The organism is Cupriavidus sp. (assembly GCF_057315035.1).
Map to the genome: position 1 here is coordinate 14,028 of NZ_DBHKYV010000055.1, position 13,988 is coordinate 28,015.

Sequence of the window (13,988 nt, forward strand, 5' to 3'; positions counted from 1 at the left end):
GGGGCGGGGGAGAGGGTCAGCGCATCAACGACCAACCACGCCTGAACAATGCTCATGTCCACACCCACACGCCGCTGGCTCCCCGCCCCCGACACCTGGCAATACCACCTGCTGCTTGGCGCTGCCGGCATGCTGGTACTTGGCCCGCTCGGTGGTATCGCCGCGGCCTACATGAACTTCTCGCTGGGCTTCTTTGTCGGCGGGCAGGTCCTGGCCGGCATCCTCGGCTCGGCAGTCACCGCGGGTTACGGTGCGGCCGGCCGTCACGGCGCCAACTACATCCAGACCGCGGCGGCATCGGTGGCCGGCATGGGTGGCATGGCGGTGATCATCCAGGCAATGGGCTGGCTCGGCATGGACCAGCCCCCGCTGTGGCAACTGATCGGCTACATGCTCTGCATCGGCATGTACGGCGTAGGGGTCGGCATGCTCTACACCCCGCTGCTGGTGGACCGCATGCAGTTGACGTTCCCATCCGGCCTGGCTGTGGCCAATATCCTGCGGGCGCTGACCGATCCCGTGCTGCTGCGCCGTTCGATTGCCCGGCTGGCCGGCGGCATGGGGCTTGGCGTGCTGGCCAGTGTTGCCGCCACACGCATCGCCTGGCTCGGGGCGATCGACTTGTCAGCGTCGACGTTCGGCGCGGGCATGATCGTAGGCGCGCGCATTGGCGTCGCGGCATTGGTCGGGGGGCTGGCGGGATGGGCGCTGACGCCGTACTTCGTATCGATTGGCTGGCTGTCGCCGGGCGATCCCTATCGCAAGATCACGTTCCTGTTTGCGCTGGGCATGATCATGGGCGCCGCAGTAGTGGATGTGCTGCTGTTGCTTGCCAAAACCCTGCAGCGCTCGCGACAGGCGGTGGCACGCGGTACGGCATCGATGCCGCAGCGATGGATCGTGGCGTGGGTCATCGTTTGGGGGCTGGCCGTGGTTGGCACCGGCGCCGCATGGTTCGGCCAGCCGATCGGCTACCAATTGATGGCCGTGCTGCTGGTGCTGGTCTTCGCGCTGGTCAACGGCATCTCGGTCGGCATGGTCGATCAGAACCCGATTTCCTCGGCCTTCGTGCTGACCGTGATCCTGATGGCTGCGCTGGGTTTGCGACAGCCACACGTCGGCCTGATTGCGGCGACCGTGCTGCTGGTGTCTACCGCCGAAGCGTGCGACATGCAGCAAGACCGCTCCACTGGCTGGCGGCTCGGCACCGACCGCATGGTGCAATTCGGCTACCAGGTCAGCGGTATCGTGGCCGGCGCGATCCTGGCGGTGCTGCTGGCACGGCTATTCATGGATGCCTATCCGGTCTTGCGCCTCGACCAGACGATCTTGCCCGCCGACCAGCAACCGGCCCGCTGGACATCGGCGATGACCTACAAGATCGTCGGCGCGCTGCGTAGCATGACCGAGGATCGGCCATATCAGCGCCTGGCCGTGTGGATCGGGCTCGCCATTGGCCTGGTGACCGAGATCTTGCGCAAGTCTATCCGCGCATCGGCGCGCTACCGCAGCTTTGCGGAACAGAGCCGTACCGGCAGGACATGCGACTTCGTGCTCGACGCCGTGATCCTGCCATCGCCCTACGCCTCATCGTTCGGGGGCTTCGTGAACTTGCCGGCAACCATGTGGATGGCGGCAGGCGGGGTGCTGGCCAGCGTGGTGGAAAGCCGGCCGCGCCCTGCAGCGAAGGATGCCGCATTGCCCGAAGACATGAGCACGACGTCGCTGATTGGCGGAGGACTGATCGCGGGCGATGCGCTGGCCGCGCTCGGCTTTGGTATCGCCGGGCTGATGGCTGCCGTCAGCTAAGAGCTCGGGCAAAGTTTCAGATCACGGGCATCGACGCATTGGGTGGCTTGCGCGCCAGCAGGCCGGAGAGCTTTTTCAATGCCATCGACAACTGCGCGCGCTCGGGCACGCCACCCAACGAGATGCGAATGGCATTGGGTGGCGCGGACCCTTCGTAGAACACATCCGATGCCGTGACGCGCAGCGCCTCGTCGCGCGCCGCACGACTGAAGCCTTCCGACGACCAGTAGCTCGGCAACGGATGCCAGACATGGATACCTGACGGCGCGTACGGCCCCGATGCGGTCAGCCATTGCCGTGCAATCTGCTGACGCGCCGCAGCCTCGGCGCGAATGCCCGCCAGCAACTCGGCGGCCGAGCCATCGCGAATCCATTGCGTTGCCAATGCGGTGGACAGTGGCGACGCCATCAGCGTGAGGGCACGCAAGGCGCCCAGGATCGACTCCTGTATGTCGCGGTCGGGCGCCACCACATAGGCGGTACGTAGCCCAGGGCTCAGGCATTTCGACAGCGTGGCGATATAGACCGTCTGCGCGGGTGCGATGGCCGCCAACGGTGGCGGTGCATCGGGCGTCAGCAACCAGTACGGATCGTCTTCCACGATCAGCACGCCGTGTTGACTGGCGATGCGGGCGATGTCGCGACGGCGTGCCTCGGGCATCGTCTGCGTGGTCGGGTTCTGCAGCGTCGGGTTCAGGTAGACCAACTGTACATTGCGTTCACGACAGGCCGCGTCGAGCGCATCGGGCCGCATGCCATCGTCATCGACCGCAATCGTCACGACTTGCCGGCCGAGTTCGGCTGCCGCGGCACGAACGCCGGGGTAGATCAGCGGCTCCGCCGCAATGGCGGCACCAGGTGACGTCCGACACAGCATCAGCGCAGCCAGCGCTGACTGTGCGCCTGGACTGGCCACAACGCGGTCATGCACGACTTCGCCCAGCATCGGCGCGAGCCATTGTGCGCCCGCCGCGCGATCCGGCATGGTGCCGCCGCCAAGCTGATACGTCATCAGCAGGCTCGCATCGGCGCGCAGCGTGACCTGTGCGAGTCCGCGCCGCAACATGTCGTCGAAATTGATGCCTTCAGGCGGCGGTGGGACATTCATGCTCAGGTCCACCGCCTGCGCCAGTTCGAAGGCGGGCGCGGCGATAAACGTGCCCAGCGACCCGCGAGGCTCCACCAGTCCGCGCCGCCGCGCTTCGGCCAATGCGCGCGTGACCGTGGTCAGGTCAACCCCGAACAGTGCCGCCAGCTCACGCTGTGGTGGCAGCCGATCGCCGGGCGACAGCCGGCCGTTCGCCATGGCGTGTTCGATCAAAGTGGCGATCTGGATATAGCGCGGACCGGCAGACGGGGCGAACTCGGCAATCCAGTCCGGTTTGCTGGTCGCAGATAACGTTGTAGGCAAGACAAGCCTCATCTTGTATGGATTTTGTCTTACCTTAGCATGCCGCGCAGATCAGGCAAATCCATACAAATACCGGGATTTTGGCCTGTGCCCCCTCTACGAAGGTGTTTGATATGCGCAAGCAAGCTGCCGGCCCGGGACGCGAGCGTCGGCGATACCCCCCATCCCTCCTGTTTCTGTTATCCCCGAAAGCATGGCTCTATGCCGTGACCGGTTTGATTCCGTTGATGCTGTCCGGCTGTTCGTGGGATCTGATGAACCCGAGCGGCTCGATCGGCGTGCAAACGCGCAACCTGATCGTGCTGGCCACGGCGGTGATGCTGCTGGTGGTCGTCCCCGTGATCATCCTGACCCTGGTGTTTGCGTGGCGCTATCGCGAGTCCAATACCAAGGCCGAATACGCTCCGCGCTGGGCGCACTCTACAAAAATCGAAGTGGTGGTGTGGGGCATCCCGATCGTGATCGTGGTGATGCTGGCCGTGATCATCTGGGATACCACGCACAAGCTCGACCCCTTCCGTCCGCTTGAATCGAAGGTGGCGCCGCTGGAAGTGGATGTGGTGGCGCTCGACTGGAAGTGGTTGTTCATCTATCCCCAGTACGGCGTGGCGTCGTTGAACGAACTGCCGATCCCGGTGGGTACGCCGATCAATTTCCGCATCACCGCCGAGTCGACCATGAACGCGCTGTTCATCCCCCGACTGGGCAGCATGGTCTATGCGATGAGCGGCATGCAGACCAAGTTGCATCTGATTGCTGACGAGACCGGCGTGTTTGAGGGCCGCTCGGCTGCGTACAGCGGTGCCGGTTTCTCCGACATGCATTTCAGGACCATCGCCACGTCGCGCGCAGAGTTCGACGCGTGGATCGCACGTGCACGTTCATCGGGCAATACGCTCGACGAAGCCGCATACCGCAAGCTCGAACAACCGAGCAGCAAAGACCCGGTCACCGTCTACGCCGCGGTCTCGCCGCGCCTGTTCCAGGGCGTGGTCGATCAATACATGGCTGGCAACAGCGAGATCTGCCGTGCCGACAGCCCGGTGACCCTACGTGCGGCACTGCCGCCGCTGCCCGAGTCGCAAGCGGGCGCGATGGAGCAATAAACAATGTTTGGAAAACTGTCTCTCGACGCCATCCCACTGCATGAGCCCATCATCCTGGGCACGCTGGTGGTGGTCATGCTCGGTGGCGCGGCACTGCTCGGCGCCATCACCTACTACCGCAAGTGGCAATACCTGTGGACCGAGTGGATCTGCTCGGTGGATCACAAGCGCATCGGCGTGATGTACATCATCATGGCGCTGGTGATGCTGCTGCGCGGGTTTGCCGATGCCATCATGATGCGCATGCAGCAGGCCATTGCCGTGGGCGAAGCCACCGGCTACCTGCCACCGCACCACTACGACCAGATCTTCACCGCGCATGGCGTGATCATGATCTTCTTCGTGGCCACGCCGTTCATTCTTGGTCTGATGAACGTGATCGTGCCGCTGCAGGTTGGCGCACGCGATGTGGCCTATCCGTTCGTGAACTCGCTGAGCTTCTGGATGTCGGCGATGGGCGCGGTGCTGGTGATGATGTCGATGTTCGTCGGCGATTTCGCTGCGACCGGGTGGGTCGCGTATCCACCGCTCAGTGGGCTCGGCTACAGCCCAACTGTTGGCGTGGACTACTACATCTGGGCCTTACAGATATCCGGGCTAGGCACCACGCTGACCGGCATCAACTTTATCGTGACGATCCTGCGCATGCGTGCGCCGGGCCTGAACCTGATGAAGATGCCTGTGTTCACCTGGACCGCACTGATCACCAACATCCTGATCGTCGCCATCTTTCCGGTGTTGACCGCCACGCTGGCCTTGCTCACAGCCGACCGCTACCTGGACATGCATTTCTTTACCAGTGAGCTCGGCGGCAACGCCATGATGTATGTGAACCTGATCTGGATCTGGGGCCACCCTGAGGTCTACGTGCTGATCCTGCCGTGTTTCGGCGCGTTCTCGGAAATCATCGCCACGTTCTCGCGCAAGCCGTTGTTCGGATACACGTCGATGGTGTATGCCACGTCGTCGATCGGGGTGCTGTCGTTCTTCGTCTGGCTGCACCACTTCTTCACGATGGGTTCGGGTGCCAGCGTCAACGCGTTCTTCGGGATCATGACTTCGATCATCTCGATTCCCACCGGCGTGAAACTGTTCAACTGGTTGTTCACGATGTATCGCGGCCGCATCCGCTTTCATTCGTCGACGCTGTGGACCATCGGCTTCATGTGCACGTTCGCGGTGGGCGGCATGACCGGCGTACTGTTGGCAATTCCCGGCGCGGACTTCGTGCTGCATAACAGCCTGTTCCTGATCGCCCACTTCCATAACGTGATCATTGGCGGCGTGGTGTTTGGCTGCCTGGCCGCCATGACGTTCTGGTTCCCCAAGGTGTTTGGCTTCACGCTGAACGAATTCTGGGGCAAGGTGGCGTTCTGGTGCTGGCTGATTGGCTTCTACCTGGCCTTCATGCCGCTCTATGCGCTCGGTCTGCAAGGCATGACGCGCCGCATGAACCATTACAACAACCCCGACTGGCAACCGTACCTGATCGTTGCGCTGGTTGGCGCGGTCATTATCGGTTGCGGCATCCTTGCGATCCTGTGGCAGCTCTTTGTCAGCGTGCGCGACCGCGACCAGAACCGCGATCTCAGTGGCGATCCATGGGATGGCCGCAGCCTCGAATGGGCCACTGCATCGCCGGCACCGTTCTATAACTTTGCACACGTGCCGCAGATCACGTCGCTCGAACAACATTGGGACGACAAGGAAGCGGGCCGTGCCTATGTACAACCCGCGCAGTACGAGGACATCCACATGCCGCGTAATACGTCGGCAGGGTTCCTCGTGTCGGCATTCGGGCTGGTGTTCTGCTTCGGCTTTGTCTGGCACATCTGGTGGATGGTGGGCTTCGGACTGGCCGCGATGATCTTCACATTTATCGCGCGCGCCTATGACCGCGATGTGGACTACTACGTGCCTGCGGCCGAAGTCGAACGCATTGAACGCGCGCGCTTCCAGCAACTGAAGGCGGCCAACTGATCATGACGACAACTTTCAAACTGCGCGCGGATGCAGCAGTGACGATAGATGCGGTCGACGTACCACATCAACACGACCACGCCGCGCATGACGACCATGCGCATCACGCCGAGACCAACCTCAAGCTCGGCTTCTGGCTCTACCTGATGAGTGACTGCCTGATCTTTGCGGTGCTATTCGCAACGTTCGGCGTGCTCGTCAATAACACCGCCGGTGGCCCCGATGGTCGCGAGCTGTTCGACCTGCGCTTTGTGCTCGGCGAAACAGTGCTGCTGCTGACCAGCAGCCTGACGTTCGGCGTGGCGATGCTCAAGCTGCAGGAAGGCAAGGGCAATGCTAACGAGGTAATCCGCTGGATGGTGCTGACGTTCGCGCTCGGCGCGGCGTTCGTCGGCATGGAGATCTTCGAGTTCCGCGAACTGCTGCACGAAGGCGCAGGACCGAACCGCAGCGCCTATCTGTCGGCGTTCTTCATGCTGGTGGGCACGCATGGTTTGCACGTAAGCGCAGGCTTGCTGTGGATTATCGTGATGGTCAACCAGATCCAGGTGTTCGGACTCGATGCCGTGGTGCGCCGCCGACTGGCCTGCCTGAGCCTGTTCTGGCATTTCCTCGACCTGGTCTGGATCTGCGTGTTCACCATTGTCTATCTGCGGGAGTTTCTCTGATGTCGTCACATGGCAGTCTGCGCAGCCACCTGACCGGCTACGCGCTATCGCTGGTACTCACCTTCGTGTCGTTCGGCGCCGTCATGACGCAGGCGGTGCCGCCACGCATCGGCCTGGCCCTGATCGTCGCGCTCTGCGGCGTCCAGCTTCTGGTGCAACTGGTGTTCTTCCTGCACCTGGGCGCGCGCAAAGGACAACGCGGCAACACCGCGATCTTCGCATGCACGGTGTTCCTGATCGTGATCGTCGTATCGGGATCGTTGTGGGTCATGCATAACGCAAACCTGAACATGATGCCAATGCAGTCCATGCCGACCGGCGCACGCTGAGGTTTTGCTCCCCTCTCCCGCACGCGGGAGAGGGGCCGGGGGAGAGGGCCTGAGTTTCAAATCGCGACGTGTCCAAGCTTGACCCGCCGACCCTCTCCCCCGCCCCTCTCCCGCAAGCGGGCGAGGGGAGACAACCAACGGCACATCAAAGTCCCTCAAAAATGATGCCGCATCCCAACCATCACACCCACCCGGGTACTGCTGCTGACATCAGTAACCGGGGTCCCCGCCCAATACTCGGTCTCACGCCCCACAGTACCGCCGCGCGCGTGCACCACATCAGTCTCGAGATACAAACTCGTACGCTTTGAGAACGCATAGTCGGCTACAAACGCCACACTATCGGCATTGCCACCACCCAGATGCACCGGTGTGTCCTGGAACTGCGTCGTGACATCCCCAGCCTGCTGGTAGCGGTAGTACGCGCCCGACAGATGCAGCGCCGGCGTCAGCTGATATCCAAGTCCAACAAACGAGATGTTGTAGCGTGCATCGTTCGCGGACTCGCGGCGACCCATATGGCCAACATAGGCGGTTGCCTTGCCGATGACATACGAACCACCCACCGAATAATTGCGCACCGTGTTGCTGCCATCGTCGCTGCGGCGCTGGTCATATGCCACGCCAAGCGCCAATGCGCCTTGCTGGTACTTCACACCGCCACCGAGCGTGGTTCCGTGGTTCATGCTGCCAGCCTGCTCGCCGGCGCCATAGTCGAGCTGCACCGAGAACGGACCAACCGTGCGCTGATAGACGATGCTGTTGTTGATGCGGTAATCCTGGAAGAAGATATCCCCACCGATGTAAAGCGGATCAGACCAGAAGTTGCCCCAGCCCTGGTCGAGCGGATCAAAAGCCCAGCCGATATTGTTGAGCGCGTTGTACTGGCGGCCGAACGTCAGGCTGCCCCAGTCTCCGCTCAGCCCGACCCACGCCTGGCGTCCAAAGAACGAGTTGTAGGCAGTGCGCCCGTCATCGCTGTTGAAGCCGCTTTCGAGCTGGAAGATGGCATGGTTGCCACCGCCCAGGTCTTCGCTGCCCTTGAGCCCAAAGCGGCTGCCGACCATGCCGCCCGAAACCAGGCCCAGTTGATCATGATGGCGGGCGTCGACGTTCGACGTATAGCGCACCGCCGAGCTGACGATGCCATACAGGGTTACGCCAGGGTCGGCGTAAGCAGCGCAAGGCAACAGCCCGGCCGCAAGCAGCCAAAGGCTGGCTGGTCTCTTCACGAGTTTTCCTCCGGAATACGGATCCACCCGGCGCGCGCAAGCACCGGCTAGGGTCGGTTCAGGCAAACACCTGAGGGGTTCCAGTCCCGCGCGGGAGTCCTTCGCAGAAGGGCACGCAGGGCGTTATCCGGGATGCGCGCGGCAAGCGGCGCAGTGCCTGGATCGAGGGTCGAAGTCTGTTGGCGAATGCTGTGAGCAAGCACAGGCAAGCCGGGGGGCGGGGCGCACAGGCCCTGAAGGGTATCCGCCGGCACCCACTTCGACAGTGGCGGTGGCCGGTGTGCCTGAAAAGGCAGAAAGTGACCGTGCCCGGCGCGGCGGAACGGCGTAGTTTACCGCATCAAACGTTGATCACTCAAATTGTGATGTATCGGGTGGGAATAGTCGCCAGCTTTCGAATGTTTTCGATGTCGTTCGTGCTGCCCTGTCAGTAGCCTTCTTCAAGAGAGGTTCCTCCCCCAGGCCTCTCGTCTGCAAATCGTGGCCTTACCTGACCCAAGGCCACGGTATTTCTCTTGTCCCTGGGCTGTACCGGATGCAGTCCAGGGCTTTTTTCGTAAGCGAACAAAGTCGATACGATGGCTAAGCCCTGAGTCCGTGCTCAAGCGCGTAATTGAACAATTCGGAGTCGTTCTTCACCCCGAGCTTGCGCATCGCGCTGTGCTTCTGGGTGCTAACAGTGTTGATACTGCGATGCAGATACCTGGCAACCTCTGATGTGGTCATGCCCCCCACATAGAGCCGTACCACTTCCATCTCACGAGGGCTAAGTATCTTGATCGCGCTATCGATCGGCGCCGCAATCTCGAGCTTCGCAATTTCCCTTTGCACAGAGGAACCCAGGTGGGCACGTCTCTGAAATGCCGCGACGACCGCCGCGGCCAGTTCGCGCATATCGTCGCGCTTGTTAAGAATGCCAAGCGCGCCAGCTTTCCGCATGCTGGTCATCAATCCGGGATTCTCCAGCATGGTGAGCACCACGACGCGCACGCCCGGGAACTTCGATCGAATGGCATTGAGCATCACCAAGCCATCCGGCGCCGATGGAAAGGGCATCGAGAAATCGGTGACAAGCACATCGCAGTCGACCTTGGCCAGATTCTCCATCAAGGCGTGAGGATTGGTCGCTTCGGCCACAACAGTAAAACCCAGGTTTCTGCACAACGTCTCGCGGACGGCGAACACGATAAGCGGATGATCGTCGGCAAGCATGACGCGTATGGTTGTCATAGGGTCTTCGCAGCAGTGTCGTGAATTGAACGTGGGCAGACGGAGTGGAATTTACTCCGGAAGCGAAGTCACGCGTGCACACGCTGGCATGTCGTTATATCGGATCGCAAAGACGCAATCTGCAAAGACAGAGCGATTCAGAATCAGCCATATCAGACACTGCAAATTGACCGGTGCCGGATATAGGGTCGCTGGAATTTAGAAGTCCTTCTATTACCGCATCAAACCGCATTTCTTACGATTCCATGTAAGGAATCGCTAAAGCCGTCCGGGTCAGACAGAACCGAGATACCGCAGCGTGGCAGCCTTCTAAAGAAGATGGCACTACGCGGCCCCCGCCTTCCCAGCTACTGAGATCCAGCTGACTCAACGTCACACGGCATCTCGTTCCGCGTGGCCCTATGCCGGCGGATTCTTATCCAAATAGTTTCGGAATTCATCATGAACAAGAATCGGTATCGTCGCGTTTTTAGTAAGCGCCTGGGCATGCTTGTGGCTGTCGCGGAGAACGTCAAGAGTCAGGGCAAGCAACCTGGTGAAGCCAGCCCTTCCAATGCAGGCACGCAGGTTGGCGTAGTCTCTGCCATGACCGCCGTTGCATTAGCATTATTTACATTGGATGTTGGCCAGGTCTTCGCACAAGCACTGCCAACCAATGGCAACGTTGTAGCAGGTCAGGCAACGATCTCGCAGCCCAACGGCAACACCATGAACATCGATCAAGGCAGCCAACGTGCCGTGATCGACTGGAACGCGTTCAATATCGGCAAGGGCAATACGGTTCAATTCAACCAACCCAACGCCAACGCACAGGCACTGAACCGCATCACCGGTGGTCTGCCTTCCAATATTCAAGGTTCCCTGCTGGCCAACGGCCAGGTGCTGATCCAGAACGCCAATGGCGTGCTGTTCGGGCAGGGGTCGGTGGTGAACGTCGGATCGCTGCTTGCCACTACCAAGTCCATCGATGCCAACGCCTTTATGGCCGGCAATCCGCTGGCGCTGAGTTCAACCGGTACCAACGCCGGTGTGATCAACGAAGGCAACATTAATGCGCAAGGCTTCGTCACCTTAATGGGCGACCAGGTCCGCAACAGTGGTTCCATCTCGACCGCCAATGGCGGTCAAGTCATTTTGGCCGCAGGCGACAGCGCCACCGTCGCGCTGCCGAACGGCCAGGGCATCTCCCTGGTACTGACAAATGCCACCGCCAATGCGCTGGTGGAAAACAGCGGCAACATTCACGCTCAGGACGGCACAGTGCTGCTGACCGCGCGTGGCTCGAATACGCTGCTCAATACAGTAGTGAACCTGTCGGGCGTGGTGCGTGCGGGTACGGTGGTTGCGGATGCGGGCAAGACTGGTGATGTCACGCTGACCGGCAACGTCGACGTATCGAACACGGCAGCCGGTGGCAAGGGCGGCACAGTGGTGCTGTCAGGCGATCGCGTGGGCATGTTCGGCAACGCCGAGATCAACGCCAAGGGCGATGCAGAAGGCGGCAAGGTGGTATTGGGCGGTGACAGCCTGAACAAGCTGACCGGCACCCAGGCCCAGAAGATGCTGCAGGACGGCGTGGCCTTCGCCACGTTCACGCAAGTGGATGCGGGCGCCAGGATCGATGCCGGCGCATTGAATGGCGACGGCGGCTTCGTCGAAACCTCAGGCCATAACCTCAATGTGCAAGGCACGGTCACCGCGGCAGCACCGAATGGCAAGGCCGGCCATTGGCTGATTGACCCGACGGATATCACGATCAGCACTGGCACCGATGCAGGCTACAACGGCACCGTGTCCAACGGTTTCCAGGGCACCGGCAATAGCGCAACGGTGCGCAATACGTCGATCAATGACGCTTTGAACGCTGGCACGGACGTCACGATTACCACAGCGAGCTCCGGCACGGCTACGGGCAATATCGTTCAGCAATCGGGTGCGGATATTAGCAAGACGGCTGGTGGTGCGGCGAATCTGACGCTGGCGGCCAATGGCAGCATTACGCTGAATGGAAATATTACTTCGACGTCGGATCGGTTGAATCTGAATTTGACCGCGGCGATGGGAGGGAATGATGGTCAGGTTAATCAAGCTGCCAATGCCACCATTTATCTGAACGGCGGCGCTATTCAGGCTTTTGCCAATACTACAGGAAGTTCAAGAGGCGCCATCTTATTCGGCGGAAATTTGACCGTAGGAAGTGGGTTAATTTCCGGGCATGGCAACCAGGGTGACGGTGTGGCGATACTTAAAGAATTAAAAAAAAATGGAGTTGGACGTCTTGAAATAAACGGGACGTCGACTACTGAGCATGGAGTGAAAATCTTTGGATTAAATGTTTCGGACGATGGTTCCGTAGATATTAGTGGAGCAAGCTCAAATAGCATAGGCGCCAGAATCATAGGTGAACTTAGGGTATCGGGGAATAGCGTGACCAGCATCTCGGGAACTTCACAGAGCAGCATCGCTACTTGGCAGTATGGTTCCCTTAATGTTGCCGAGAACGCGACCCTGAACATTACGGGAAGATCGTCTTCCTCACACGGTGTTTGGCTCCAGGTTTTTGGCAACCTCGCAAAGATTGAAAGAAATGGGGTCGTCAATGTACTCGGTACTACAGGTGGGGGCGATGGAGCGATGGGGGTCGGCTTCCGATATCCATTGGAAATCGCCAATGATGGTCAGTTGAACGTAGTTGGCGATGCAGCTAGAGGTGGTAATGGCGTGTATCTGGCGGACACTGGTGGGCTAAATCTCGCAGGCAACGGTGGCGTCAATATAACCGGAACAGCGGTTGACGGAAATGGTGTGGACTTGCGGGGACCAGTCAATGTAGCCGGCAATGGTGCGCTGAGCATCCACGGCTGTTCAACTAACGGGGCCGGCGTAAGGCAGACCGACCACGCAAACAGTAGTTGGCGAATCGGGGGCAATGGTGCCGTCGACGTAACCGGTACCTCCGTCAACGGTGATGGGGTGACGCTCAATGGAAAGATTGAACTGTTGGGAAATGGAAGTCTGAATGTCAGTGGCGACACCATCAATGGGCGTGGAACGGGGCAAGGCGGCAACGGTACGCTCGACGTCGGTGGAAACGGCTCCGTCAACATCTCAGGAAACTCGACCAATGGCACCGGTGTAGATATCGATGGCCGTATCAATACTGGCGGTAACGGCTCGACCAACATCTCAGGCAACACCGGAAACGGCACAGGCGTCGATAGCGGCAATGGCACGATCAATACCCGCGATAACGGCTCCACCAACATTTCTGGCAACACCGGTGGCGGCACCGGCGTCGATAACGGCAACGGCACGATCGGTACCCGCGATAACGGCTCGACCAACATTTCTGGCAACACCGGCAACGGTACGGGTGTAGATAACGGTAACGGCACGATCAACAACCGCGATAACGGTTCGACCAACATTTCTGGCAACACCGGCAATGGCACGGGCGTCGATAACGGCAACGGTACGATTGACACCGACGGCAATGGCTCGACGAACATCTCGGGGAACACCGGATACGGCACGGGCGTCGATAACGGCAACGGCACGATCAATACCCGCGATAACGGCTCGACCAACATTTCTGGCAACACCGGTAGCGGCACCGGCGTCGATAATGGCAACGGCACGATCGGTACCCGCGATAACGGCTCGACCAACATTTCTGGCAACACCGGCAACGGTACGGGTGTAGATAACGGTAACGGCACGATCAACAACCGCGATAACGGTTCGACCAACATTTCTGGCAACACCGGCAATGGCACGGGCGTCGATAACGGCAACGGTACGATTGACACCGACGGCAATGGCTCGACGAACATCTCGGGGAACACCGGAAACGGCACGGGCGTCGATAACGGCAACGGCACGATCAACACCCGCGATAATGGCTCGACCAACATTTCCGGCAACACCGGCAACGGCACGGGCGTAGATAACGGCAATGGCACGATTGGCACCCGCGATAACGGCTCGACCAACATCTCGGGCGAAAGCGGAAACGGCACCGGCGTCGACAACGGTAACGGCACGATCGGCACTCACGGCAACGGTTCGACCAACATTTCTGGCAACACCGGGAACGGCACGGGCGTCGATAACGGCAATGGCACGATCGACACTGACGGTAACGGCTCGACGAACATCTCGGGCAACACCGGCAACGGCGCGGGCGTCGATAACGGGAACGGCACGATCAACACTCGCGATAA

9 protein-coding genes are annotated in these 13,988 nt (G+C 60.4%); 6 read left to right on the top strand and 3 right to left on the bottom strand.

What is annotated here, in order from left to right:
- The first annotated feature begins 54 nt into the window (after positions 1–54).
- Positions 55–1,809: an OPT/YSL family transporter gene (locus ACO550_RS36265; RefSeq protein ID WP_315598561.1), complete on the top strand. Its 1,755-nt coding sequence runs from the start codon at positions 55–57 to the stop codon at positions 1,807–1,809.
- 16 nt (positions 1,810–1,825) lie between these two features.
- On the opposite strand, the gene ACO550_RS36270 is transcribed toward ACO550_RS36265, so the two are convergent.
- Complete coding sequence (locus tag ACO550_RS36270; RefSeq protein ID WP_315598562.1) at positions 1,826–3,232, bottom strand: PLP-dependent aminotransferase family protein; 1,407 nt, start codon at positions 3,230–3,232, stop codon at positions 1,826–1,828.
- Positions 3,233–3,447: 215 nt separating this feature from the next.
- Here ACO550_RS36270 and cyoA point away from each other — a divergent pair, with 215 nt between their 5' ends.
- The 4 genes from cyoA to cyoD are packed head-to-tail and all read left to right on the top strand — an operon-like array spanning position 3,448 to position 7,303.
- Positions 3,448–4,326, top strand: coding sequence for a ubiquinol oxidase subunit II (gene cyoA / locus ACO550_RS36275; protein ID WP_315598569.1), 879 nt, complete (start codon positions 3,448–3,450; stop codon positions 4,324–4,326).
- 3 nt (positions 4,327–4,329) lie between these two features.
- Entirely contained in the window at positions 4,330–6,306 is a 1,977-nt protein-coding gene (gene cyoB, locus ACO550_RS36280) for a cytochrome o ubiquinol oxidase subunit I (protein WP_315598563.1), read from the top strand.
- A 2-nt stretch (positions 6,307–6,308) separates the two neighbouring features.
- The gene (gene cyoC / locus ACO550_RS36285; RefSeq protein WP_315598564.1) at positions 6,309–6,974 is read left to right on the top strand and encodes a cytochrome o ubiquinol oxidase subunit III; all 666 of its coding nucleotides are present in this window, start codon (positions 6,309–6,311) and stop codon (positions 6,972–6,974) included.
- On the top strand, positions 6,974–7,303 hold the full coding sequence (cyoD, locus tag ACO550_RS36290) for a cytochrome o ubiquinol oxidase subunit IV (protein WP_315598565.1): 330 nt from the start codon (positions 6,974–6,976) through the stop codon (positions 7,301–7,303). The genes cyoC and cyoD overlap by 1 nt, the downstream gene beginning before the upstream one ends.
- 155 nt (positions 7,304–7,458) lie before the next feature.
- Here cyoD and ACO550_RS36295 read toward each other — a convergent pair whose 3' ends face one another.
- Both ACO550_RS36295 and ACO550_RS36300 read right to left on the bottom strand, forming a co-directional pair.
- Positions 7,459–8,535 (bottom strand): porin, encoded by a 1,077-nt coding sequence (locus tag ACO550_RS36295; RefSeq protein WP_315598566.1) that lies wholly within the window; start codon positions 8,533–8,535, stop codon positions 7,459–7,461.
- 582 nt (positions 8,536–9,117) lie between these two features.
- Positions 9,118–9,747, bottom strand: a complete 630-nt coding sequence (locus tag ACO550_RS36300; RefSeq protein WP_315598567.1) for a response regulator — start codon at positions 9,745–9,747, stop codon at positions 9,118–9,120.
- Positions 9,748–10,206: 459 nt separating this feature from the next.
- Here ACO550_RS36300 and ACO550_RS36305 point away from each other — a divergent pair.
- Positions 10,207–13,988, top strand: a 3,782-nt coding sequence (locus ACO550_RS36305) for a two-partner secretion domain-containing protein (RefSeq protein WP_485995120.1), incomplete at its 3' end; no start/stop codon positions are given.